The following is a 23915-nucleotide window of genomic DNA, read 5'->3' as shown; positions in this document are numbered from 1 at the left end:
CTACTCTCGCAATTATGCGTTATTTCTTAATAGGTCTTACAGGACCTTTACGGGTGCGAGCGTTCGTTTTCGTACGCTGACCACGTAGAGGCAGACTGCGACGGTGACGAATACCACGGTAACATCCCATGTCCATCAAACGTTTAATGTTCATGGAAACATCACGACGCAGGTCACCTTCAATTTTGTATTTAGTTACTTCAGAACGAAGTGCTTCCAACTGATCTTCAGTTAGTTCTCTAACTTTAGTGGTTGGATCCAAATTAACAGCGACACAGATTGCTTTTGAAGTTGTTGGTCCAATCCCGTAGATTGAAGTCAAACCGATCACAACGTGCTTGTTAACAGGAATGTTTACGCCGGCGATACGTGCCATTTTGACGCTCCCTTTAAATCCATCTACTGAAAAACGGTAAATTATACTGGTTTTTCATATCAATTACTAGATTAATAACTTAGGTAAGTTATTTTCCTTTTAATCTTGCTTTTTTCATCATGCCTTCATACTGGGTCGATTGCATATGTGCTTGAACCTGTGTCATGAAATCCATGACCACAACCACAATAATCAGCAATGATGTTCCACCAAAATAGAAAGGAACATTCCAGTAAAGAATCAAAAATTCTGGCAACAAACAAACGGCCGTAATATAGATAGCACCAGCCAGAGTCAAACGACCCATAATGCCATCGATATGTCGTGCAGTTTGCGGACCTGGACGAATACCAGGCAAGTAAGCACCGGATTTTCTCAGGTTATCTGCCGTTTCATCAGGATTGAAAACAATCGCTGTATAAAAGAAGCAGAAGAAGATAATCGCTAATGCATACAAAAGAATGTACAAAGGCTGACCTGGTGACAACGTGGTAGCGATGTCCTTAAGCCATCCCATATTCTCTGCCGAACCAAACCATCCACCTAGCGTTGCCGGGAAAAGAATGATACTGGAAGCAAAGATCGGAGGGATTACTCCCGCCATATTAAGCTTCAGTGGAAGATGACTTTCTTGACCACCGTAAAGCTTACGTCCTCGCATTTTCTGGGCATAGTGAACAGGGATACGTCTTTGTCCACGTTCAACAAACACCACAAATGCAATGACGGCAAAAACCAAGGCAAGCAAAACAAATACAGTGATGGCATGCATCGCACCTGTATTAACCTGCTCAAAAGTACCGCCTAGTGCCGTAGGTAACCCTGCAACAATACCGGCGAAAATAATCAGCGAGATACCATTTCCAATGCCGCGCTCGGTGATCTGCTCACCCAACCACATCAGGAAAATCGTACCGCCTACTAAGGTTGTAACAGCCGTTACTTTAAATAAGAATCCCGGATCCACAACAACAGACATGCCATTGATGTTTTGAGACTCTAATGCAATTGCAACCCCTAATGCCTGAAAGGTAGCTAGAACAACTGTCCCCATACGTGTGTATTGGGTAATTTTTCTACGACCTTGCTCTCCACCTTCTTTTTTAAGTTTGGACAGCTCAGGTGAAACCACCGTCAGGAGCTGCATGATGATCGATGCCGAAATATATGGCATGATCCCTAAAGCGAAGATCGAAAGACGCTCAAGGGCACCCCCTGAGAACATGTTAAACATGTCCAGGATAGTGCCCTTTTGCTGTTCAAACATTGCGGCCAATGCAACTGGATCGATTGACGGAACGGGAATATGTGTTCCCAGTCGGTACACAATCAAAGCGCCTAAAACAAATAGAATTCTATTCTTTAGGTCACTCATAGCGTTGGATGCAATTGAACTATTCATATGGATTAGGCTTCGATTGATCCGCCAGCAGCTTCAATAGCTGCTTTTGCACCGGCAGTTGCTTTAATACCAGATAGTTTTACCGCTTTGGTAATAGAACCAGTATTAACAACTTTGACAAACTTAATCTTTTCACCGATTACGTCTGCCGCTTTCAGTGCAGCAACATCAACCACTTCAACGTCCAATTTAGATAGCAGATCCAAGTTGATTTCAGTTGTCACAGCCGCTTTGCGAGAAACGAAGCCTACTTTTGGTAGACGACGCTGCAAAGGCATCTGACCGCCTTCAAAACCTACTTTATGGAATCCACCTGAGCGTGACTTTTGACCTTTATGACCACGTCCACCCATCTTACCTAAACCAGAACCTTGACCGCGTCCAACACGCTTCTTGGCAGATTTAGAACCTTCTGCTGGTTTTAGAGTATTTAAATGCATCTTAAGCTTCCTCTACCTTTAGCAAGTAGGAAACCTTATTGATCATCCCACGATTTTCAGGAGTATCAATAACGGTCACTGTTTGGTGCATCTTTCTCAGACCAAGACCAGATACACATGCTTTATGTGCTGGAATACGGCCGATTGGGCTTTTAACCAGCGTCACTTTTACAGTTTTCTTGTCTGACATCTTATTCACCTAAAATTTCAGAAAGCGTTTTGCCACGTTTTGCAGCAATACGCTCTGGGCTGCTCATGCTAGTCAGTGCGTTCACAGTTGTACGAACAACGTTTACTGGACGTGTTGTACCAACGCATTTTGACAATACATCCTTAACACCCGCTGCTTCTAGTACGGCACGCATCGCACCACCGGCGATAACACCAGTACCTTCTGAAGCTGGCAGCATAACGATGTTAGCAGCACCTTGCTTATAGTTAATTGGGTACTGAAGCGTTCCATTATTCAATGGAATAGACTTCATGTTGCGACGTGCTTTATCCATTGCTTTTTTAATAGCAACAGGAACTTCGCTCGCTTTACCACTACCGTAACCAACGCGGCCTTCGCCATCGCCAACAACTGCAAGTGCTGAGAAAGCAAATACACGACCACCTTTTACAACCTTAGCAACACGGCGAACTGATACTAGTTTTTCAACTAGACCATCTTGTCCTTCTTGTAATTCACGTGAAGACATAATTCATCCTTCCTTTAAAATTCAAGACCGTTTTCACGGGCTGATTCTGCTAACTGTTGTACACGACCATGGTATTTGAAACCAGAACGGTCAAATGCAACTTTAGTCACACCTGCAGCTTTCGCTTTTTCAGCAATCGCTTTACCAACAACTTTAGCAGCATCTTTATTACCGGTGTTGCTGATTTCTTTTTTAATGTCCGCTTGTACAGTAGAGCTTGAAGCAATCACTTCAGCACCATTGGCTGAAATCAATTGAGCATAGATATGCTGTGAAGTGCGGTGTACACACAAACGTGGTACTGACAATTCACGGATTTTTGCTCTTGTTTTCTTAGCTCTACGAAGACGGGCTGATTTCTTATCCATACTTACTTCCAGCCTTATTTCTTCTTAGCTTCTTTACGAATAATGCGCTCATTTGCATACTTCACACCCTTGCCTTTATATGGCTCAGGTGGACGATATCCACGGATATCAGCAGCAACTTGACCAACCATTTGTTTGTCAGCGCCTTTAACGATGATTTCAGTTTGAGATGGCGTCTCAACTGTAATACCCGCAGGAATCGGGTGATTTACAGGATGAGAAAAACCAAGCGTCAGGTTCAACGTTTGACCTTGTGCTGCAGCACGGTAACCAACACCGACCAACTGCAACTTCTTTTCAAAGCCAGCGGAAACACCAACAACCATGTTGTTGACGATTGCACGCGCCGTACCTGCTTGTGCCCAACCACCTACAACACCTTCAACAGGTGCAAAACTAACAGAACCATTTTCCTGAGAAATGCGCACTGCTGAGTTGAAAGTCTGAGTTAGAGTCCCTTTTGAACCTTTTACGGTCACTTCGTTACCCTTAACAGTCACTTCAACACCAGCTGGAAGCACAACAGGAGCTTTTGCAATACGAGACATAATGAATCTATCCTTAAGCTACGTAGCAAATGACTTCACCACCGATGCCCGCTTTGCGTGCTTCACGGTCAGTCATAATACCTTTTGATGTTGAAATAAGAGCGATACCTAGACCGCCAACTACTTGTGGAAGCTCATCCTTGTGCTTGTAAACACGAAGACCAGGACGGCTAACACGCTTAATCATCTCAATTACTGGCTTGCCTTCGAAATATTTCAAATCGACCGACAATTCAGATTTACCTTCATTTTCTTTAACGCTGAATTTCGAGATGTAACCTTCATCCGCCAACACCTTAACGATGGCTAGCTTTAATTTTGAAGAAGGCATAACAACATTCGCATGACCAGCCATTTGGCTGTTACGAATGCGTGTCAACATATCAGCGATTGGATCAGACATACTCATAGATTATTATCCTTATATCCTTACCAGCTGGCTTTTCTTAAACCAGGAACATCACCCTGCATAGCTAACTGACGTAGCATGTTACGTGACAAACCAAACTTTCTGTATACGCCGTGAGGACGACCTGTCAAGCGGCAACGGTTTTGTTGACGCACAGGAGAAGCGTTACGTGGCAATTTAGCCAACTTATCCATCGCTTCCATACGCTCTTCGAAACTCAGTGACATATCAACAGATGCCGCTTTCAAAGCTGCACGCTTCTCAGCATACTTAGCAACTGCCTTCGCACGTTTCAATTCTCTTTGAATCATTGATAGCTTAGCCACAAGAAAACCCTCACTTCTTAAATGGGAAATTAAAGGCTTCTAGAAGAGCTTTAGCTTCTTCATTGGTAGAAGCAGTCGTCGTGAAGCTGATATCCATACCACGGATTTTGTCAACTTTCTCAAACTCGATCTCTGGGAAAATGATCTGCTCTTTTAAACCCATGTTGTAGTTACCGCGACCATCAAATCCTTTTGGATTGATACCACGGAAGTCACGAACGCGCGGTAGCGCGATATTGATTAGACGATCCAAGAACTCATACATTCTTTCGCCACGCAACGTCACTTTACAACCAACTGGGTAGCCTTCACGCACTTTGAAGCTAGCAACGGATTTACGTGCCAGCGTGCGGACAACTTTTTGTCCAGCAATCTTTTCCAGATCAGCCACTGCGTTATCTAATACTTTTTTATCACCGATTGCTTCACCGACGCCCATGTTGATCGTGATTTTCGTCAACTTCGGGGCCTGCATAGGTGTCTTATAACCAAACTTCTCAATCAATTGAGAAACAACTTGGTCTTTGTAGAATTGTTGTAATCTTGCCATTTTTCTAACCTATCTTAAGCATCAACTGCTTTGCCAGTAGATTTGAAAAAGCGGATTTTAGTTTCACCTTCAACCTTGAAACCAACTTTATCTGCTTTCTGCGTTTCTGGGTTCCACAATGCTACGTTTGAAGCGTCTAAAGGCATTTCTTTAGAAACAACACCACCTTGGGCGCCAGTCATAGGATTTGGCTTCGTGTGTTTTTTAGCCAAATTAATCCCATCTACAATTACCTTACCGTTTTTAAGGACTGCAGAGATAGAACCACGTTTACCTTTATCTTTACCAGTGATGACAACAACTTCATCACCTTTTCTTAAACGATTCATTACTTCTTCCTTATAGAACTTCAGGAGCCAATGAAACAATTTTCATAAATTTTTCATTACGAAGCTCACGAGTAACAGGTCCAAAAATACGCGTCCCGATTGGCTCAAGTTTGTTATTCAGGATAACTGCAGCGTTACCGTCAAACTTGATCAAAGAACCGTCTTGACGTCTTACACCTTTTGCAGTGCGAACCACTACGGCGTTATAAACATCACCTTTCTTAACCTTACCACGTGGTGCAGCTTCTTTAACACTCACTTTGATAACGTCACCAATGTTGGCATAGCGACGGTGTGAACCGCCCAACACCTTGATACATTGAACAACGCGTGCTCCACTGTTATCAGCAACATCAAGCACTGTTTGCATTTGAATCATGGTGGTACTCCATCCATAAATTTAGAATTTAATACAGCACGAAAACCGCTAGAGTGGCCAGTTCCATTTGGCTTAACCACTCTAACGGTGCGAATCAAAAAATTATAACAAACTTTTTGACTTTGTGCTAGCTATTTATTTAGCTTAAATCTTCGCTTTCTCGTCAACACTTACCAAAGTCCAAGATTTGCTTTTGGAAATTGGTGTGCATTCCATGATTGTGACCAGATCACCAACACCACAAGCGTTGTCTGAATCATGTGCCATCAACTTGGTAGACTTACGAACGAACTTCTTATACTTAGGGTGCTTGATGAAACGATCAATACGAACAACGATCGATTGTTGCATTGCGTTGCTTACTACAACACCCTGAACTGTACGTGCTTTGTTTTCTTGACCAGCCATTCTTACTTACTCACTTTTTGACGAATGATGGTTTTAACGCGTGCAATTGAACGACGCACTGTCTTCAATTGAGCAGCGTTTGCCAATTGGCCAGTTGCATGCTGCATTCTTAGGTTGAATTGACTCTTCATCAACTCAACCAATTCTGCGCGCAATTCTTCAACTGTTTTGTCTTGTAGTTCTTTTGCAGTCATTTTACATCACCGTTCTGGTTACAACTTGGGTTTTAAATGGTAGTTTAGCAGCAGCCAAAGCAAACGCTTCAGAAGCTAACTTCTCATCTACACCCTGGATTTCATAAAGGATACGGCCTGGTTGAATTTGGGCAACCCAGTAATCAACACTACCCTTACCTTTACCCATACGAACCTCTAGAGGTTTAGTAGTGATTGGCTTGTCAGGGAACACACGGATCCAGATTTTAGCGCCACGTTTAACGTGACGAGTCATAACACGACGACCAGCTTCGATTTGACGTGAAGTCATACGGCCACGCTCAAGGGCTTTAAGACCGAAATCACCAAAGCTAACTTTGTTACCGACTTGCGCCAGACCACGGTTACGACCTTTGTGTACTTTTCTAAATTTTGTACGTTTAGGCATTAACATAGTAAGTTATCCTTTTATTTACGGCCTTTTTTGCCCTTAGATTGGTTATCGTCGTTCAGTGCCAATTTACCCAGTTTTTCACCTTTAAAGATCCAAACCTTAACACCGATCTTACCGTAAGTTGTATCCGCTTCGAATGTCGCGTAATCGATATCAGCACGGAATGTATGTAAAGGTACACGACCTTCACGGTACCATTCGGCACGTGCGATATCAGCACCGTTCAAACGTCCTGATACAGTTACTTTGATACCTTCAGCGCCCAAACGCATTGCATTACCAACAGCACGTTTCATAGCACGACGGAATTGGATACGCTTTTCAAGCTGTTGAGCAATGCTCTCAGCAACCAACTTCGCATCCAACTCAGGCTTTTTGATCTCTTCGATGTTGATGTTTACAGGCATACCAGTCTTTGCAGACAGAGACTGTTTCAACTTCTCGATATCTTCGCCTTTTTTACCAATCACGACACCTGGACGTGCAGTGTGAACAGTCACGCGAATACCGTTGGCAACGCGCTCGATGTTCAACTTACTGATTGAAGCGTGCTTCAATTTTTCATTTAGTTCATTGCGGATTTCAACGTCGCTAACCAAGAAATCAGCGTAGTTTTTGCTGTCAGCATACCAACGAGAATTCCAGTCTTTGGTGATCCCTAGACGGATACCAATAGGATGTACTTTTTGACCCATTCTGATTCTCCTTATTTGTTGCCAACAGTCACAGTGATGTGGCTTGTGCGTTTGAAGATGCGGTTACCGCGACCTTTTGCACGTGCTCTCATGCGCTTCATGATTGGACCTTCGTTTACAAAAGCCGCAGTCACTTTTAGCTCATCGATGTCAGCCCCTTCGTTGTGCTCAGCGTTAGCAATCGCTGAGTTCAAAACGGCTTTCATCAATTCAGCTGCTTTTTTATCACTGAAAGCAAGGATGTTAACAGCAGTCTCTACATCTTTACCGCGAATCATATCTGCTACCAAGCGAGCTTTTTGAGGAGAGATACGAGCAAATTTATGTGTTGCACTTACTTGCATGACAGTCTCCTATTAACGCTTCTTGGCTTTCTTATCCGCAGCATGGCCGCGGTAAGTACGAGTCATTGAAAATTCACCCAATTTATGGCCAACCATGTTCTCGGATACGAAAACCGGAATATGCTCTTTACCATTGTGAACGGCGATTGTTAGACCGATCATCTCAGGTAAAATCATAGAGCGACGTGACCATGTTTTAATTGGACGTTTATTACCAGATTCTTGCGCCTCAACCACTTTTTTGTACAAGTGGTGATCTACAAAAGGTCCTTTTTTAACTGAACGTGGCATCAGTGTCCTTCCTTATTATTTGTTACGACGACGTACGATCATTCCATCAGTACGCTTATTACTACGAGTCTTCTTACCTTTAGTCGGAACACCCCATGGCGTCACAGGATGACGACCACCAGAAGTACGACCTTCACCACCACCGTGTGGGTGATCAACAGGGTTCATAGCAACACCACGAACTGTAGGACGAACACCGCGCCAACGCATTGCACCCGCTTTACCGATCTTACGCAAGCTGTGCTCTGAGTTACCTACTTCGCCGATTGTCGCTTTACACTCAGCCAAAATCTTACGCATTTCGCCTGAACGCAGCTTGACCAGTACATAAGCACCGTCACGACCAGCGATTTGAACTGAAGCACCAGCAGAACGTGCAATTTGTGCACCTTTACCTGGACGCATTTCTACAGCGTGAACAACCGTACCTACAGGAATGTTACGCAGCGGCAAACAGTTACCTACTTTGATCGACACATGATCACCAGACTCAACGACATCACCCGCTACCAATTTTTTAGGCGCAATGATGTAAGCACGCTCGCCGTCAGCATATTTCAGCAAGGCAATGTGTGCAGTACGGTTAGGGTCATACTCCAAACGTTCAACAGTAGCTGGAATGCCTACTTTATTGCGTTTGAAATCGATCAAACGGTAGTGTTGCTTGTGACCGCCACCTTGATGACGAACAGTAATGCGACCTTTGTTGTTACGGCCACCGTTTTTTGATTTCTTTTCTAGCAAGGCTGCGTGAGGCTTACCTTTGTGCAAGCTTGGCTCAACGATGCTGACAACGAAACGGCGTCCTGGAGAAGTAGGCTTAGCCTTTTTAATAATTGCCATCTTTAGACTCCTTACTCAGCGCTTACAAAATCAATTTCTTGACCAGCAGCCAAACGTACGATTGCTTTACGCACGCCATTACGCTTACCTTTACGGCCTTTGAAAACTTTGTTCTTACCTTTGATGTTGATCATGTTCACTGACTGAACCTTAACATCAAACAAACTTTCAACCGCTTGTTTCACTTCTGTCTTTGTTGCAGAAGGAACAACCTTAAACACATACTGACCAACAGTATCCGCAAGAATCGCTGATTTTTCAGAAACGTGTGGTGCAAGCAATACTTTTAAAATTCTTTCTTGATTCATGCTAATTGCTCCTCTAGTCGCTTAACAGCACCTTGAGTCATCACAACATTTTCGAAACCAACCAGGCTTACCGGATCAATACTTGCAACATCGCATACATCTGCGCTGTACAAGTTACGGCAAGACAAATACAAGTATTCGTCAAATGATTCCGTGATAATCAACGCGTCTTTGATGTTCAAAGTAGCCATCTTAGCGTTGAACTCTTTAGTCTTAGGTGCGTCTACCTTGAAATCGTCAACTACGATCAAACGACCAGAACGATTCAACTCAGCGATAATAGAACGCATTGCACCGCGGTACATTTTGCGGTTAACTTTTTGGCTGAAGTCACGGTTATGACCAGGGAAAGCACGACCACCGCCAACCCATACCGGGCTGCGAGTTGTACCGGCACGCGCACGGCCAGTCCCTTTTTGACGCCATGGCTTAGCACCGCCGCCGCTTACTGCAGCACGGTTCTTTTGACCTTTGGTACCAGAACGACCAGCATTCATATACGCTGTAACTACCTGGTGAACCAAAGATTCATTAAAATCCACACCGAAAAGAGCATCAGAAACTGCAACAGTTCCGTTTTCTTTACCAGTGGCTAATTCAATTAATTTCAATTCCATCATGTCCACCTTACTTAACAGCTTTACGAATGATGACAGTACTGTTTTTAGCACCCGGAACTGCACCACGGATCAACAATAGACCGTTTTCAGCATCCACTTTCACCAAATCCAAGTTCTGTGTAGTTTGACGAACGTTACCCATATGGCCAGACATTTTCTTACCTTTGAAAACGCGACCTGGAGTTTGGTTCTGACCGATAGAACCGTTCGCACGGTGAGACAGAGAGTTACCGTGAGTCATGTCTTGCGTACGGAAGTTATGACGCTTAACACCACCTTGGAAACCTTTACCTTTAGTCGTTCCAGTCACATCTACTACAGCGATTTCATTGAAACGTTCAACAGTCAGTTCAGAACCAACTTCTAGACCTTCCAACTCGTCTGCAGAATCAACACGGAATTCCCACAAACCACGACCAGCTTCAACACCTGCTTTCGCAAAGTGACCTGCGTCAGGCTTGCTGATACGACCGGCATGAACTGAACCGGTTGTTACTTGAATCGCAACATAACCGTCATTTTCAAGAGTTTTTAACTGTGTTACACGGTTAGGAGCAACCTCAACCACAGTTACAGGTGTTGAAACACCGTCTTCATTGAAAACGCGAGTCATACCGATCTTTTTACCAATGAGACCAATACTCATATCAATACCTCATTATTATACTTGTCAGTCATTACGATTGATGACCAACCACACTTTACGCTTAACGTAATTCCAATTGAACGTCTACACCAGCAGCCAAATCTAGCTTCATCAATGCATCAACTGTTTTATCAGTTGGATCAACGATATCTAGCAGACGCTTGTGCGTACGCAATTCATACTGATCACGCGCATCTTTATTGACGTGCGGGGAGATCAGTACAGTAAAACGCTCTTTACGAGTAGGCATTGGGATTGGACCACGCACTTGCGCGCCTGTTCTCTTTGCTGTCTCAGTAATTTCGCGTGCAGACTGATCGATCAAACGATGATCAAACGCCTTCAAGCGAATACGAATATTTTGAGTCGCCATGTATGATTTCTCTTCTTGTAGAAAAAAGAAAAGCAGCGATTTTTTCAAATCACTGCTATTTAAGGTTGCGGATTATAAACAATACAAAATTATTTTACAACAACTTTGTCTTTTTTATTAATCACTTAGTTTTGAACAGGCCGGGTATCCGGCCTATGCATTACTCGATGATTTTCGCAACAACACCCGCACCAACAGTACGTCCACCTTCGCGGATCGCGAAACGTAGACCTTCTGACATGGCGATTGGGTTGATCAACTCTACAGTCATCTGTACGTTGTCACCTGGCATTACCATCTCGATACCTTCTGGCAACTGGCAAGCACCCGTTACGTCAGTAGTACGGAAGTAGAACTGTGGACGGTAACCGTTGAAGAATGGCGTGTGACGACCACCTTCATCTTTTGACAATACGTATACTTCAGCTTCGAATTTAGTGTGAGGCTTAACAGTACCTTTGTGAGCCAATACTTGACCACGTTCAACGTCTTCACGCTTAGTACCACGTAGCAGAACACCTACGTTGTCGCCCGCTTCACCTTGATCCAACAGCTTACGGAACATTTCTACACCAGTAACTGTTGTTTCTTGTGTATCACGGATACCGATGATCTGTACAGTTTCACCAACTTTGATTACACCTGTTTCGATACGACCCGTTACAACCGTACCACGACCTTGGATCGAGAATACGTCTTCTACTGGCATCAGGAATGGCTTGTCAGTTTCACGCATTGGTGTTGGGATGTAAGTGTCCAACGCTTCGATCAAACGACCGATAGCTGGTTCACCGATTTCAGACTGGTCGCCTTCGATCGCTTTCAGTGCAGAACCTTTGATAACTGGCGTGTCATCACCTGGGAAGTCGTAGTCAGATAGAAGTTCGCGAACTTCCATTTCTACCAGTTCCATCAACTCTTCGTCGTCAACCATGTCGGCTTTGTTCAGGAATACTACGATGTATGGTACACCTACCTGACGTGATAGCAGGATGTGCTCACGCGTCTGAGGCATTGGGCCATCAGCAGCTGAACATACTAGGATCGCGCCGTCCATCTGTGCCGCACCCGTGATCATGTTTTTAACATAGTCAGCGTGGCCTGGGCAGTCTACGTGTGCGTAGTGACGTGTTTCTGATTCGTACTCTACGTGTGCTGTAGAGATAGTGATACCACGCTCACGCTCTTCTGGGGCGTTGTCGATCTGGTCGTAAGCTTTAACTTCACCACCAAATTTCTTACCTTGTACAATTGTCAATGCCGCAGTCAGAGTTGTTTTGCCATGGTCAACGTGACCGATAGTTCCAACGTTTACGTGCGGTTTCGTTCTTTCAAACTTAGCTTTTGCCATTGTTTAAACACCTTTATTAAAAAAGCCTTCACCGAAGTGAAAGCTTTATTTGTCAAAATTAAGAACCTTTTTTCGCCTTGGCGATAATTTCTTCTTGGATGTTGTTAGGCGCATCCGCGTATTTTTCAAATGTCATACTATAGCTTGCACGACCTTGAGTCAATGAACGCAACTGTGTCGCATAACCAAACATCTCGGATAAAGGCACCAATGCTTTCAACAACTTAGCACCTTGGATGTCATCCATGCTCTGTACCAAACCACGACGACGGTTCAAGTCACCCATTACGTCACCCATGTAGTCTTCAGGTGTAGTAACTTCAACACTCATGATTGGCTCAAGAACAACTGGGCTAGCTTTTACTACACCGTTCTTGATACCCATAGAGGCTGCAACACGGAACGCCATTTCGTTCGAGTCAACATCATGGTATGAACCGTCAGTCAGGGTAACCTTAACGTCAACCATTGGGTAACCGGCGATAACACCGTTTTCCAACTGTTCTTTAGCACCCTTCTCAACCGCTGGAATGTACTCACGAGGAACCACACCACCAACGATCGCGTTAACGAATTCATAACCTGCACCAGGCTCTGAAGGTTCGATCTTCAGTACAACGTGACCGTATTGACCACGACCACCAGACTGACGAACAAACTTACCTTCGGCTTCAACCGCAGACTTGATCGTTTCACGGTAAGAAACCTGAGGCGCACCGACGTTAGCTTCAACGTTAAACTCACGCTTCATACGGTCAACCAGGATTTCCAAGTGAAGCTCACCCATACCAGACATAATTGTCTGACCGGTTTCTTCATCCGTATTAACACGGAATGATGGATCTTCTGCAGCCAATTTCTGCAGAGCGATACCCATCTTCTCTTGGTCGCTCTTAGTCTTAGGCTCAACCGCGATAGAGATTACCGGCTCAGGGAATTCCATACGCTCAAGAATAACTACATTGTTAGGATCACACAGCGTGTCGCCCGTTGTAGTATCTTTCAAACCGATCGCTGCAGCGATATCGCCGGCGCGAACTTCAGTCAATTCTTCACGGTTGTTAGCGTGCATCTGTACGATACGGCCGATACGCTCACGCTTACCTTTAACAGAGTTCAATACACCGCTACCAGAGTTAATAACACCTGAGTAAACACGGAAGAACGTCAAAGAACCAACGTAAGGGTCAGTCATCAGCTTGAACGCCAATGCAGAGAATGGTGCATCATCACTTGGAGGTACTGCTGAAGGGGTACCGTCTTCCAATTCACACGGAGTATCAGGAATTTCTACAGGAGAAGGCAGGTAGTCAACTACCGCATCCAACATAGCCTGCACACCTTTGTTTTTAAAGGCAGAACCACACATCATCGGAACGATTTCGCCGGCGATCGTACGCGCGCGCAGAGCCGCTTTGATTTCCGCTTCAGACAGCTCATCGCCACCCAAATACTTATCCATCAACTCTTCTGATGACTCCGCCGCCGCTTCGATCATGTTAGTGCGGTACTCTTCAGCCTTAGCAACCAAATCTGCCGGGATATCTTCATAAGTGAACGTCATACCCTGATCAGCTTCGTTCCAGTTGATTGCTTTCATTTTCAACAAATCAACCACGCCGGTAAAGGTGTCTTCAGCCCCGATCGGGATTTGAATTGGTACAGGGTTTGCACCAAGACGTGAACGCATTTGCTCTTCTACGTTATAGAAGTTTGCACCTGAACGGTCCATCTTGTTTACGAATGCAATACGAGGTACTTCATATTTGTTAGCCTGACGCCATACAGTTTCTGACTGAGGCTGAACCCCACCAACTGCACAATAAACCATACAAGCACCGTCCAATACACGCATTGAACGCTCTACTTCGATAGTGAAGTCAACGTGGCCTGGGGTATCGATAATGTTGATACGGTGTTGAGCAAATGAACGGTCCATCCCGCTCCAGAAACAGGTAGTTGCTGCTGATGTGATTGTGATACCGCGCTCTTGTTCCTGCGCCATCCAGTCCATGGTTGCACCACCATCATGCACCTCACCAATCTTGTGAGAAACACCTGTATAGAACAAAACACGCTCAGTGGTCGTGGTTTTACCAGCATCGATGTGAGCAGAAATACCGATATTACGGTAACGCTCAATAGGAGTTGTACGTGCCACTTTAATTAACCTTTAATTAAATGCCAAAACAATAAAGGCCCGTAACCGGGCCCCAAATCTGATTACCAACGGAAGTGCGAGAAAGCCTTGTTGGCTTCGGCCATTCGATGGGTATCTTCTTTTTTCTTGATTGCAGAACCGCGATTCTCCAGTGCGTCTGACAACTCACCGGCCAATCTTAGCATCATGCCTTTTTCGCTACGCTTTCTGGCGGCATCAACCAACCAACGCATAGCCAAAGCCATTTTACGCTCTGGTCTTACTTCAACAGGTACTTGGTAAGTGGCACCACCTACACGGCGTGACTTAACTTCAACCATTGGTCCAACGTTATCAAGCGCATCTCTTAGGATAGCAACTGGGTCGCCACCTTTTTTACGCTCAACAACTACATCCAAAGCACCATAAACAATTTTTTCGGCAACGGCTTTTTTACCGCTTACCATCAACATGTTGACAAATTTAGTCAACGTAACATCACCAAACTTAGGATCAGGCAAAACCTGACGCTTTGGTATTTCTCTTCTTCTAGCCATTCTGAACTCTTCCGGTATAAATTAACACTAAAACTGCCAAGCGTATGTTAAGACTTTATTACTTAGCCTTAGGACGCTTCGCACCGTACTTAGAACGACCTTGTTTACGATTCGCAACACCTGCGCAGTCTAGAGCACCGCGCACTGTGTGGTAACGTACACCAGGCAAGTCTTTTACACGACCACCACGGATAAGGATAACCGAGTGTTCTTGCAGGTTATGGCCTTCACCACCGATATAGGTTGAAACCTCATAACCGTTCGTTAAACGTACACGCGCAACTTTACGCAGAGCAGAGTTTGGCTTCTTAGGGGTTGTTGTATAAACACGCGTACAAACACCACGACGTTGAGGACAAGCCTGCAACGCAGCAACGTTAGATATCTTACGCTTATCTTTACGCGGCTTACGCACCAACTGGTTAATAGTCGCCATTGATTTTCTCCAATTTGAGATTAACTCTTACATAAAAACAAATCTGCGGCCGATTAGGCCGCAGATAAGGTCTGGAATTTTAGATTTCTTAATCTAATAAGTCAAGCATAAATGCTTGAATTTATTATTTGATTTAGATCTCTTCTTGCATATCTTCTTGCAGAGCACCCTCTTCAAGAATCATTTCGCTATCCATCAGTTCATTGATTTCACTCAGGTCTTCTTCGGCTTCATCAACACGCATAAACGCTTTCAACTCATTCATGCTTGCCTCAGTCGCAGCCTTGCGAGCCTTATGATAAGCAAAACCAGTACCGGCAGGAATCAAACGACCCACAATGACGTTCTCTTTCAAACCGATCAACTTGTCGCGCTTACCGCTCACTGCGGCTTCTGTCAACACTCGAGTCGTCTCTTGGAAGGACGCTGCCGAGATAAATGACTCTGTCGCCAAAGACGCTTTGGTGATACCCAACAACACACGCTCATAGCTGGCTTCAACCTTGCCTTCAGCGCGCGCCTTCTCGTTCAACTCGATCACGCGAGAGTACTCAGTCTGCTCACCTTTGATCAGGCCAGTATCACCTGGGCTCTTAACCTCGACTTTACGCAGCATCTGACGAACAATCGTTTCGATGTGCTTGTCGTTGATCTTAACGCCTTGCAGACGGTAAACATCCTGAACTTCATCAACGATGTATTCAGCCAGCTTTTCGATACCCAACAGACGCAAGATATCGTGAGGGTTTGGATTCCCTTCAACAATCACATCACCGCGCTCGACTCGCTCACCCTCGAATACGGCAACACTACGCCATTTCGGAATCAACGTTTCGTATTGCTCACCACTGTCCTGGGTAATGATCAGGCGCTGTTTGCCTTTGGTTTCTTTACCGAAACCAACTACACCCGAAACCTCCGCCATAATGGCCGGCTCTTTCGGCTGACGCGCTTCGAACAAGTCAGCAACACGTGGCAGACCACCGGTGATATCTTTAGTTTTCGAGCTTGCTTGCGGGATACGTGCCAAAACATCACCCGCACCTACGGTCGTATTCCCCTGCACGACAACAATACTGTTCTCTGGCAGATAGTAGATAGCAGGTGTTTGTGTGCCTGGGAAGCAAACCGACTCACCGGCAGCATCGACAAGCATGACATAAGGCCTGATCTCTTTGGCAGAAGCAGCACGCTCTTTGGCGTTTTTAACCACGTGCGTGGTCAGACCGGTCAATTCATCAACAATCTCCTCAACCGTCCCCTCAAAGTTACCGAATTGGACGTTACCGCCCACTTCCGTAATAACAGGGTGCGTATGTGGATCCCATTGAGCCAGAATATCGCCAGCTTTTACTGCACCACCATCTGCTACTGACAATACAGCACCGTAAGTGATCTTATAACGTTCTTTCTCACGTCCAGACTCGTCGGCAATCGACACCTCACCAGAACGTGATGTCACCACGATTTGCTTATCTGAGTTAGTAATCGTTTTCAGGTTGAACCACTTGGCCGTACCGGTGTGGCGAACTTCGATCTGACTCTGCGCAGATGAACCGGACGCCGTACCACCGATGTGGAACGTACGCATGGTCAACTGAGTTCCCGGCTCACCGATGGATTGAGCAGCCATAACACCGACCGCTTCACCCATGTTAACCAGGTGACCACGCGCCAAATCGCGACCATAACATTGCTGACAGATACCGAAGCGTGTTTCACACGTCATCGGAGAACGTACATAGACGTGATCAACACCGTTTTCATCAATCAGGTTAACCCACTTCTCGTCCAACAATGTGCCCTTAGGAATCAGCAAGCTTCCATCGGTAGCCATGACATCCTTGTTGTTGATACGACCTAGTACACGGTCACGCAACGTTTCAACCACATCGCCACCCTCAACATGGGCAGTCATCAGAATACCGGTATCCGTACCGCAATCAGGCTCGGTAACCACCACATCCTGAGCAACGTCAACCAAACGACGCGTCAAATAACCGGAGTTTGCGGTTTTCAATGCCGTATCCGCCAAACCTTTACGCGCACCGTGCGTCGAGATGAAGTACTGTAGTACGTTCAAACCTTCACGGAAGTTAGCGGTAATCGGTGTTTCGATGATCGATCCGTCCGGCTTGGCCATCAGACCACGCATACCACCCAACTGACGCATCTGCGCGACGCTACCACGAGCGCCCGAGTCGGCCATCATGTAGACGGAGTTAAACGAGGTTTGCTGAACTTCCTTGCCTTCGCGATCCACCACCTTCTCATACTGAAGCTCTTCCATCATCGACTTAGTCACCAACTCGTTGGTATGTGACCAAATATCGACGACTTTGTTGTAGCGTTCGCCGTCTGTTACCAGACCTTGTGCAAACTGTCCTTGGATTTCAGCCACCTGATTTTCAGCACGCGCAATGATTTCCGCTTTGGCTTCTGGAATCAACATGTCATCCGAACAGAAGGACAAGCCTGCCAGCGTTGACCATTTGAAACCGGCATACATCAGCTGGTCGGCAAAAATAACCGTCTCTTTTGGCCCCAACACACGGTAGCAAGTGTTCAACACCGAGCTGATATTCTTTTTCGTCATATTGACGTTCAACAAATCAAAGCTCAAACCTTTCGGCAGAATTCGGCATAGCAACGCGCGACCCGCAGTGGTGTCAACAATACGTGAACTGACCGATTCCACACCATTTTCATCAATGACCGTTTCTTCGACTTTCAACTTGATTTTAGTATGCAGATGCACCACTTTCGCTTGCAACGCACGTTCCACTTCCTGCCAGTTGGAGAAAGCCTTACCTTCACCCATGGCATTAATACGCTCGCGGGTGATGTAATACAATCCCAATACAACGTCCTGCGAAGGAACGATGATCGGATCACCGTTTGCAGGTGACAACAGGTTGTTCGTTGACATCATCAAGGTACGCGCTTCCAACTGAGCTTCCAAAGACAGCGGTACGTGAACCGCCATCTGGTCACCGTCGAAGTCGGCGTTAAATGCCGAACACACCAATGGGTGCAAGTTGATCGCTTTACCTTCAATCAGTACCGGTTCAAACGCTTGAATACCCAGACGGTGAAGTGTTGGCGCACGGTTCAGCAGAACTGGGTGCTCACGGATAACCTCATCCAGTACGTCCCAAACTTCCGGCAGTCCCTGCTCAACCATTTTCTTAGCCGCTTTAATGGTAGGCGACAGCCCGCGCTTTTGCAGCTTGCTGAAAATGAAAGGCTTGAACAGTTCCAACGCCATCTTCTTAGGCAGACCGCACTGATGCAAACGCAGTGTCGGGCCAACCACGATAACCGAACGGCCGGAGTAGTCAACACGCTTACCTAGCAGGTTCTGACGGAAACGACCTTGTTTACCTTTGATCATATCCGCCAGTGACTTCAGCTGACGCTTGTTGGTACCCGTTACGGCACGACCGCGACGACCGTTATCCAATAACGAATCCACAGCCTCCTGCAACATACGTTTTTCGTTACGCACGATGATGTCCGGAGCCATCAAATCCAACAGACGCTTCAAACGGTTGTTACGGTTGATTACGCGGCGGTACAGATCATTCAAATCAGATGTCGCGAAACGGCCACCATCCAGCGGAACCAGCGGACGCAACTCAGGCGGCAATACAGGCAGCACGTCCAAAATCATCCATTCCGGACGGTTGCCGGAAGAGATAAACGATTCAATCAGTTTCAAACGCTTGGTGATTTTCTTCTGCTTGGTTTCAGAATTGGTACTTTCCAACTCTTCGCGCAAACGAACCGCCTCAGTTTGCAGGTCAATCGCCTGCAACATCTTCTTGATGGCATCCGCACCCATTTGCGCTTCAAACTCGTCGCCGTACTCGTCCAGCGCGTCCAAATACTCTTCTTCAGACAGCAACTGCCAAGGTTCAAGTGGAGTCAGACCAGGATCAACGACCATAAACGCTTCAAAATACAATACCGCTTCAATTTCTTTCAGCGTCATGTCCAACATCAAACCGATACGGGATGGCAGTGACTTCAAGAACCAGATATGGGCAACCGAAGTCGCCAGGTCGATATGACCCATGCGCTCGCGACGTACTTTAGATTGCGTGACTTCTACGCCACACTTCTCACAGATTACGCCGCGGTGCTTCAAGCGCTTGTACTTACCGCACAAGCACTCATAATCGCGAATAGGTCCGAAGATCTTGGCACAGAACAAACCGTCACGCTCAGGCTTGAACGTGCGGTAGTTAATGGTTTCCGGCTTTTTAACTTCGCCATAGGACCAAGAACGAATTTTCTCCGGTGAAGCAAGCGATACCTTGATCGCATCAAAGTCACTTGATACGTTTTGTTTTTTCAGAAAACCGAGTAAATCTTTCATTAGTCTTGCTCCAACTCAATATCAATACCTAGGGCGCGAATCTCTTTACGCAATACGCTGAACGACTCAGGCATGCCCGGCTCCATATATTCATTACCATCCACGATGTTTTTATACATGCGCGTACGGCCATTCAGGTCGTCCGACTTAACAGTCAACATTTCTTGCAGCGTGAAGGCAGCACCGTATGCTTCCAGTGCCCACACCTCCATCTCACCGAAACGCTGGCCACCGAACTGCGCTTTACCGCCCAACGGCTGCTGCGTAACCAGACTGTATGGACCGGTTGAACGCGCGTGCATCTTGTCGTCGACCAAGTGGTTCAGTTTCAGATAGTACATGTAGCCCACCGTCACAGGACGATCGAACTCCTGACCGGTCAAACCGTCAAACAGCTTCATCTGGCCTGATTCCGGCATGTCTGCCAAGCGTAGCAACGCCTTGATCTGGCCTTCTGACGCCCCGTCGAATACCGGAGAAGCCAAAGGAACCCCTTTCTTCAGGTTGTTCGCCAGTTCAACAATCTCTTTGTCGGTAAACGCTTTGAAGTCTACGCCCTGACCCTGAGTGTCGTTGTAAATCTTATCCAGGAAGCTACGAATCTCTTTGATGTCAGCCTGCTGTTGCAGCATGGCATCAATTTTCTTACCAAGCCCCTCGGCAGCCAGACCCAAATGAACCTCTAGGATCTGACCGACGTTCATACGCGAAGGTACACCCAGCGGGTTCAAACAAATGTCAACAGGCCGGCCTGTTTCATCGTACGGCATGTCCTCAACCGGGCAGATACGCGAGATAACACCTTTGTTACCGTGACGACCAGCCATCTTGTCACCAGGCTGGATACGGCGCTTGATCGCAACGTAAACCTTAACCATTTTAGAAACGCCCGGCGCCAAATCGTCGCCCTGGCTGAGTTTCTTGCGCTTCTCTTCGTAAGCATCGTTCAACTCAGCACGCTTCTGCTTCAATTGCGCTTCCATCATTTCCAGCTGACGAACCACATCGGCATCATCAACATTCAAAGAGAACCACTTATCCTGCGCAATGCCTGCCAGGAATTCAGCGGTAATCTTGGTCCCATCAACCAGCTTTTTGCCATCCAGCATGGATGCGATACGATCCAGCATATCTTCACGCAGGATCTTGTATTGCTCGTCAATATCCTTACGGATCGAAGTCAGTTCTTCTTCCTGAATCGCCAAAGCACGGGCATCTTTTTGGACGCCTTCACGCGTGAAGACCTGTACATCAATTACCGTACCCTCTACACCTTTACCAACGCGCAAAGAGGTATCCTTAACATCAGAAGCCTTTTCACCGAAAATCGCGCGCAGCAGTTTTTCTTCCGGTGTCAGCTGGGTTTCGCCTTTAGGCGTGACCTTACCGACCAGGATATCGCCCTGCTTGACTTCCGCACCGACGTAAACGATACCGCACTCGTCCAAACGAGCCAGCGCAGCTTCACCTACGTTAGGAATATCCGCCGTAATCTCTTCCGGTCCCAATTTGGTATCACGCGCCAAACAGGTCAATTCTTCGATGTGAATGGTGGTATAGCGATCTTCCTGAACAACGCGCTCGGAAATCAAAATCGAGTCTTCGAAGTTATAACCATTCCAAGGCATGAAGGCGATACGCATGTTCTGACCCAAAGCCAATTCACCCAAATCGGTTGAAGGACCGTCAGCCAATACGTCACCGCGCGCCACCAAATCACCTGATTTGACGACAGGCTTCTGATTAATACAGGTATTCTGGTTAGAACGCTGATACTTAACCAGGTTGTAGATATCCACACCGGTTTCACCGGTTTTGATCTCATCTGCATTCACACGCACCACAATACGCGCCGCATCGGCAGAAACAACCTCACCGCCACGCTCGGCGACCACGGTTACACCCGAATCGATCGCCACAGTACGCTCGATCCCTGTGCCCACCAATGGCTTTTCAGCACGCAGCGTAGGAACAGCCTGACGTTGCATGTTAGAACCCATCAGGGCACGGTTAGCATCATCGTGCTCCAGGAACGGAATCAGTGATGCCGCAACAGATACGATCTGTTGTGGCGACACATCCATATAGTCAACGTCTTTAGATGAAGACAGGGTAAATTCATTCTGATGACGTGCAGAAACCAGGCTTTCTACAAAGCGGTTATCCGCGTCCAACTTAGCCGAAGCCTGTGCGATCACATACTGTGCTTCATCGATAGCAGAAACATATTCCACTTCATCAGTCACCTGCCCATCTACCACTTTACGGTAAGGGGTTTCCAGGAAGCCATATTCATTGGTCTTCGCATAAATCGCCAGCGTGTTGATCAAACCGATGTTTGGACCCTCTGGCGTTTCGATTGGACATACACGACCATAGTGCGTCGGGTGAACGTCACGCACCTCGAAGCCCGCGCGCTCACGCGTCAGACCGCCTGGCCCCAATGCAGAAACACGGCGCTTATGGGTGACTTCCGATAGCGGGTTGACTTGATCCATGAATTGTGACAACTGCGAAGAGCCAAAAAACTCTTTGATCGCAGCGGAAACAGGCTTGGCATTAATCAAATCCTGAGGCATCAGACCATCAGACTCAGCCTGATTCAGACGCTCTTTAACCGCACGTTCCACACGCACCAAACCAACGCGGAAAGCGTTCTCAGCCATTTCACCGACAGCACGGATACGACGGTTGCCCAGCGTATCAATATCATCCACCATGCTCAAACCGTTACGGATATTGATCAACTCGCGGATAACTTCGATGATATCTTCTTTCTCAAGAACACCTGAACCTTGGTTTTCTTTACGGCCCAAGCGGCGGTTCAACTTCATGCGGCCTACCGCAGAAAGGTCATAGCGGCTTTCGTCGAAGAACAAGCTTTCGAACAACGCTTCAGAAGACTCTTTCGTTGGTGGTTCGCCTGGACGCATCATGCGGTAAATTTCAATCTGCGCTTCCAGTTGTGAAGTTGTAGTATCCAGATTCAGCGTATCGGAGATGTAAGGTCCATTCTCAAGTTCATCAATGAAAAGTACCTTGATTTGCTGCTTGTTGATCAGAGAGATTTTCTCGATCAAATCCATTGTTAGCACATCATTAGCCTGTGCAACCAGTTCGCCGGTTGAAGAGTCCATGATGCCGGAAGCCAGGACTTTTCCAAGCAAGTACTCATTTGGCACCATAACGGTTTTAATACCGGCATCGGTGATCTGCTTAACGGTACGAGCAGTAATCTTCTTACCTGTTTCTACAATGGCTTTGCCATCATGCACGATATCAAACGCTGCCGTTTGGCCTTTCAACTGCTCAACATTCAAAGCCAGTTCAAACTTGCCTTTGTTGACAGTGATGACGTTATGCTCAAAAAAGGCATTCAAAATTTCTTCATTGCTGTAACCCATGGCGCGCAGCAATACGGAAACCGGCAACTTACGACGGCGGTCGATACGCGTGAACAGGCAATCATTGTGATCGAATTCAAAATCCAACCATGAACCACGGTATGGAATGATGCGAGCATTGAACAGCAGCTTACCGGATGAGTGTGATTTACCTTTGTCATCATCAAAGATAACACCAGGAGAACGGTGCAGCTGCGTGACGATAACACGCTCGGTACCATTAATAACAAAGGTACCGTTTTCCGTCATCAACGGAATATCACCCAAATAGACTTCTTGCTCTTTGACATCCTTAACAGGACGCTTGCCAACCGGTGCATCCTTATCATAGATAACCAAGCGCATTTTGACGCGTAGCGGGGCTGCATAAGTCACACCGCGCTGTTTACATTCCTTAACATCAAATTCCGGCTGTCCCATGTGATAGCTGACGTATTCCAAGTCAGCAGTGCCTGCAACACCACGGATAGGAAAAACCGATGCGAACGCGGCATGCAAACCCAAATTGTCACGCTCTAATGGTTTTTTTTCCATTTGCAGGAAATCACGGAAAGAACCTTTTTGCAGAGACAGCAAATAGGGTACTTCAAGAATAGAAGAACGGGTCGCAAAATTTTTACGGACACGTTTCTTTTCAGTCAAAGAATAAGTCATCGTTTACCTCGACGCTAAAATTGCCAG

The 23915-nt window shown here is 46.3% G+C and carries 29 protein-coding genes; all 29 read right to left on the bottom strand.

All coding sequences use genetic code 11. The features are described from left to right. Positions 1-19: 19 nt before the first annotated feature. Positions 20-376, bottom strand: a complete 357-nt coding sequence (gene rpsM, locus HZ297_RS05675) for a 30S ribosomal protein S13 (RefSeq protein WP_178862025.1) — start codon at positions 374-376, stop codon at positions 20-22. A gap of 88 nt (positions 377-464) precedes the next feature. Continuing rightward, positions 465-1751 carry a preprotein translocase subunit SecY gene (gene secY / locus HZ297_RS05670; RefSeq protein ID WP_246261641.1) on the bottom strand — a complete coding sequence of 429 codons (1287 nt, stop codon included), beginning with the start codon at positions 1749-1751 and terminating at the stop codon, positions 465-467. 32 nt (positions 1752-1783) lie between these two features. Continuing rightward, positions 1784-2218, bottom strand: a complete 435-nt coding sequence (gene rplO / locus HZ297_RS05665; RefSeq protein ID WP_178862023.1) for a 50S ribosomal protein L15 — start codon at positions 2216-2218, stop codon at positions 1784-1786. Position 2219: 1 nt separating this feature from the next. Next, a complete protein-coding gene (gene rpmD, locus HZ297_RS05660; protein WP_178862022.1) occupies positions 2220-2408 on the bottom strand; it encodes a 50S ribosomal protein L30 in 189 nt (62 codons plus the stop codon). 1 nt (position 2409) lies between these two features. After that, positions 2410-2919 carry a 30S ribosomal protein S5 gene (gene rpsE / locus HZ297_RS05655; protein ID WP_178862021.1) on the bottom strand — a complete coding sequence of 170 codons (510 nt, stop codon included), beginning with the start codon at positions 2917-2919 and terminating at the stop codon, positions 2410-2412. Between the two features lie 14 nt (positions 2920-2933). Further along, complete coding sequence (gene rplR / locus HZ297_RS05650) at positions 2934-3287, bottom strand: 50S ribosomal protein L18 (RefSeq protein WP_178862020.1); 354 nt, start codon at positions 3285-3287, stop codon at positions 2934-2936. Between the two features lie 14 nt (positions 3288-3301). Further along, entirely contained in the window at positions 3302-3835 is a 534-nt protein-coding gene (gene rplF, locus HZ297_RS05645) for a 50S ribosomal protein L6 (RefSeq protein WP_178862019.1), read from the bottom strand. Positions 3836-3848: 13 nt separating this feature from the next. Beyond that, on the bottom strand, positions 3849-4244 hold the full coding sequence (rpsH, locus tag HZ297_RS05640) for a 30S ribosomal protein S8 (RefSeq protein WP_178862018.1): 396 nt from the start codon (positions 4242-4244) through the stop codon (positions 3849-3851). A gap of 20 nt (positions 4245-4264) precedes the next feature. Then, positions 4265-4570 (bottom strand): 30S ribosomal protein S14, encoded by a 306-nt coding sequence (gene rpsN, locus HZ297_RS05635; protein ID WP_178862017.1) that lies wholly within the window; start codon positions 4568-4570, stop codon positions 4265-4267. A 10-nt stretch (positions 4571-4580) separates the two neighbouring features. After that, a complete protein-coding gene (gene rplE, locus HZ297_RS05630; protein WP_178862016.1) occupies positions 4581-5120 on the bottom strand; it encodes a 50S ribosomal protein L5 in 540 nt (179 codons plus the stop codon). Between the two features lie 14 nt (positions 5121-5134). After that, a complete protein-coding gene (gene rplX, locus HZ297_RS05625; RefSeq protein ID WP_178862015.1) occupies positions 5135-5449 on the bottom strand; it encodes a 50S ribosomal protein L24 in 315 nt (104 codons plus the stop codon). Between the two features lie 10 nt (positions 5450-5459). Then, on the bottom strand, positions 5460-5828 hold the full coding sequence (rplN, locus tag HZ297_RS05620) for a 50S ribosomal protein L14 (RefSeq protein WP_178862014.1): 369 nt from the start codon (positions 5826-5828) through the stop codon (positions 5460-5462). 144 nt (positions 5829-5972) lie between these two features. Then, positions 5973-6236: a 30S ribosomal protein S17 gene (gene rpsQ / locus HZ297_RS05615; protein WP_178862013.1), complete on the bottom strand. Its 264-nt coding sequence runs from the start codon at positions 6234-6236 to the stop codon at positions 5973-5975. A 2-nt stretch (positions 6237-6238) separates the two neighbouring features. Next, complete coding sequence (gene rpmC, locus HZ297_RS05610) at positions 6239-6430, bottom strand: 50S ribosomal protein L29 (protein ID WP_178862012.1); 192 nt, start codon at positions 6428-6430, stop codon at positions 6239-6241. Between the two features lies 1 nt (position 6431). Next, a complete protein-coding gene (gene rplP / locus HZ297_RS05605; protein ID WP_178862011.1) occupies positions 6432-6845 on the bottom strand; it encodes a 50S ribosomal protein L16 in 414 nt (137 codons plus the stop codon). A 14-nt stretch (positions 6846-6859) separates the two neighbouring features. Then, positions 6860-7540, bottom strand: coding sequence for a 30S ribosomal protein S3 (rpsC, locus tag HZ297_RS05600; RefSeq protein ID WP_178862010.1), 681 nt, complete (start codon positions 7538-7540; stop codon positions 6860-6862). Positions 7541-7551: 11 nt separating this feature from the next. Next, the gene (gene rplV / locus HZ297_RS05595; protein WP_178862009.1) at positions 7552-7884 is read right to left on the bottom strand and encodes a 50S ribosomal protein L22; all 333 of its coding nucleotides are present in this window, start codon (positions 7882-7884) and stop codon (positions 7552-7554) included. A 12-nt stretch (positions 7885-7896) separates the two neighbouring features. Next, a complete protein-coding gene (gene rpsS, locus HZ297_RS05590; RefSeq protein ID WP_178862008.1) occupies positions 7897-8175 on the bottom strand; it encodes a 30S ribosomal protein S19 in 279 nt (92 codons plus the stop codon). 15 nt (positions 8176-8190) lie between these two features. Beyond that, positions 8191-9018: a 50S ribosomal protein L2 gene (rplB, locus tag HZ297_RS05585; RefSeq protein WP_178862007.1), complete on the bottom strand. Its 828-nt coding sequence runs from the start codon at positions 9016-9018 to the stop codon at positions 8191-8193. A gap of 11 nt (positions 9019-9029) precedes the next feature. Continuing rightward, a complete protein-coding gene (rplW, locus tag HZ297_RS05580) occupies positions 9030-9326 on the bottom strand; it encodes a 50S ribosomal protein L23 (RefSeq protein ID WP_178862006.1) in 297 nt (98 codons plus the stop codon). Further along, entirely contained in the window at positions 9323-9943 is a 621-nt protein-coding gene (rplD, locus tag HZ297_RS05575; RefSeq protein WP_178862005.1) for a 50S ribosomal protein L4, read from the bottom strand. Before rplD ends, rplW begins: the two co-directional genes overlap by 4 nt. 10 nt (positions 9944-9953) lie before the next feature. Then, positions 9954-10592 (bottom strand): 50S ribosomal protein L3, encoded by a 639-nt coding sequence (gene rplC / locus HZ297_RS05570; RefSeq protein WP_178862004.1) that lies wholly within the window; start codon positions 10590-10592, stop codon positions 9954-9956. A 61-nt stretch (positions 10593-10653) separates the two neighbouring features. Continuing rightward, positions 10654-10965, bottom strand: coding sequence for a 30S ribosomal protein S10 (gene rpsJ, locus HZ297_RS05565; protein WP_028485243.1), 312 nt, complete (start codon positions 10963-10965; stop codon positions 10654-10656). Between the two features lie 160 nt (positions 10966-11125). Then, positions 11126-12316 (bottom strand): elongation factor Tu, encoded by a 1191-nt coding sequence (gene tuf, locus HZ297_RS05560; RefSeq protein WP_178861992.1) that lies wholly within the window; start codon positions 12314-12316, stop codon positions 11126-11128. A 58-nt stretch (positions 12317-12374) separates the two neighbouring features. Next, positions 12375-14477, bottom strand: coding sequence for an elongation factor G (gene fusA / locus HZ297_RS05555; RefSeq protein WP_178862003.1), 2103 nt, complete (start codon positions 14475-14477; stop codon positions 12375-12377). A 62-nt stretch (positions 14478-14539) separates the two neighbouring features. Next, positions 14540-15013, bottom strand: coding sequence for a 30S ribosomal protein S7 (gene rpsG / locus HZ297_RS05550; RefSeq protein ID WP_178862002.1), 474 nt, complete (start codon positions 15011-15013; stop codon positions 14540-14542). A gap of 58 nt (positions 15014-15071) precedes the next feature. Then, on the bottom strand, positions 15072-15449 hold the full coding sequence (gene rpsL, locus HZ297_RS05545; RefSeq protein WP_178862001.1) for a 30S ribosomal protein S12: 378 nt from the start codon (positions 15447-15449) through the stop codon (positions 15072-15074). A gap of 133 nt (positions 15450-15582) precedes the next feature. Then, entirely contained in the window at positions 15583-19830 is a 4248-nt protein-coding gene (gene rpoC, locus HZ297_RS05540) for a DNA-directed RNA polymerase subunit beta' (RefSeq protein WP_178862000.1), read from the bottom strand. Further along, positions 19830-23888, bottom strand: coding sequence for a DNA-directed RNA polymerase subunit beta (gene rpoB / locus HZ297_RS05535; RefSeq protein ID WP_178861999.1), 4059 nt, complete (start codon positions 23886-23888; stop codon positions 19830-19832). Before rpoB ends, rpoC begins: the two co-directional genes overlap by 1 nt. Between the last annotated feature and the right edge of the window lie 27 nt (positions 23889-23915).

Origin of the sequence: Thiomicrorhabdus cannonii, assembly GCF_013391695.1 — a bacterium.
GTDB lineage: Bacteria > Pseudomonadota > Gammaproteobacteria > Thiomicrospirales > Thiomicrospiraceae > Thiomicrorhabdus > Thiomicrorhabdus cannonii.
Note: the sequence above shows the minus strand (reverse complement) of the source record. Positions and strands in the feature narration are given on the sequence as shown.

Bases quoted from the DNA above. Each gene is read 5' to 3' on its own strand.
- rplV (WP_178862009.1), bottom strand. From the start codon at position 7,884: ATGCAAGTAAGTGCAACACATAAATTTGCTCGTATCTCTCCTCAAAAA.
- rplE (WP_178862016.1), bottom strand. From the start codon at position 5,120: ATGGCAAGATTACAACAATTCTACAAAGACCAAGTTGTTTCTCAATTG.
- rplN (WP_178862014.1), bottom strand. From the start codon at position 5,828: ATGATTCAAATGCAAACAGTGCTTGATGTTGCTGATAACAGTGGAGCA.
- rpsM (WP_178862025.1), bottom strand. From the start codon at position 376: ATGGCACGTATCGCCGGCGTAAACATTCCTGTTAACAAGCACGTTGTG.
- rpmC (WP_178862012.1), bottom strand. From the start codon at position 6,430: ATGACTGCAAAAGAACTACAAGACAAAACAGTTGAAGAATTGCGCGCA.
- rpsG (WP_178862002.1), bottom strand. From the start codon at position 15,013: ATGGCTAGAAGAAGAGAAATACCAAAGCGTCAGGTTTTGCCTGATCCT.
- rpsC (WP_178862010.1), bottom strand. From the start codon at position 7,540: ATGGGTCAAAAAGTACATCCTATTGGTATCCGTCTAGGGATCACCAAA.
- rpsS (WP_178862008.1), bottom strand. From the start codon at position 8,175: ATGCCACGTTCAGTTAAAAAAGGACCTTTTGTAGATCACCACTTGTAC.
- rplB (WP_178862007.1), bottom strand. From the start codon at position 9,018: ATGGCAATTATTAAAAAGGCTAAGCCTACTTCTCCAGGACGCCGTTTC.
- rplC (WP_178862004.1), bottom strand. From the start codon at position 10,592: ATGAGTATTGGTCTCATTGGTAAAAAGATCGGTATGACTCGCGTTTTC.
- rplW (WP_178862006.1), bottom strand. From the start codon at position 9,326: ATGAATCAAGAAAGAATTTTAAAAGTATTGCTTGCACCACACGTTTCT.
- tuf (WP_178861992.1), bottom strand. From the start codon at position 12,316: ATGGCAAAAGCTAAGTTTGAAAGAACGAAACCGCACGTAAACGTTGGA.
- secY (WP_246261641.1), bottom strand. From the start codon at position 1,751: ATGAGTGACCTAAAGAATAGAATTCTATTTGTTTTAGGCGCTTTGATT.
- rpoC (WP_178862000.1), bottom strand. From the start codon at position 19,830: ATGAAAGATTTACTCGGTTTTCTGAAAAAACAAAACGTATCAAGTGAC.
- rpsL (WP_178862001.1), bottom strand. From the start codon at position 15,449: ATGGCGACTATTAACCAGTTGGTGCGTAAGCCGCGTAAAGATAAGCGT.
- rpoB (WP_178861999.1), bottom strand. From the start codon at position 23,888: ATGACTTATTCTTTGACTGAAAAGAAACGTGTCCGTAAAAATTTTGCG.
- rplX (WP_178862015.1), bottom strand. From the start codon at position 5,449: ATGAATCGTTTAAGAAAAGGTGATGAAGTTGTTGTCATCACTGGTAAA.
- rplR (WP_178862020.1), bottom strand. From the start codon at position 3,287: ATGGATAAGAAATCAGCCCGTCTTCGTAGAGCTAAGAAAACAAGAGCA.
- rpsH (WP_178862018.1), bottom strand. From the start codon at position 4,244: ATGAGTATGTCTGATCCAATCGCTGATATGTTGACACGCATTCGTAAC.
- rplO (WP_178862023.1), bottom strand. From the start codon at position 2,218: ATGCATTTAAATACTCTAAAACCAGCAGAAGGTTCTAAATCTGCCAAG.
- rplF (WP_178862019.1), bottom strand. From the start codon at position 3,835: ATGTCTCGTATTGCAAAAGCTCCTGTTGTGCTTCCAGCTGGTGTTGAA.
- rpsQ (WP_178862013.1), bottom strand. From the start codon at position 6,236: ATGGCTGGTCAAGAAAACAAAGCACGTACAGTTCAGGGTGTTGTAGTA.
- rplP (WP_178862011.1), bottom strand. From the start codon at position 6,845: ATGTTAATGCCTAAACGTACAAAATTTAGAAAAGTACACAAAGGTCGT.
- rpmD (WP_178862022.1), bottom strand. From the start codon at position 2,408: ATGTCAGACAAGAAAACTGTAAAAGTGACGCTGGTTAAAAGCCCAATC.
- rpsE (WP_178862021.1), bottom strand. From the start codon at position 2,919: ATGTCTTCACGTGAATTACAAGAAGGACAAGATGGTCTAGTTGAAAAA.
- rplD (WP_178862005.1), bottom strand. From the start codon at position 9,943: ATGGAATTGAAATTAATTGAATTAGCCACTGGTAAAGAAAACGGAACT.
- rpsJ (WP_028485243.1), bottom strand. From the start codon at position 10,965: ATGGCGACTCAAAATATTCGTATTCGCTTGAAGGCGTTTGATCATCGT.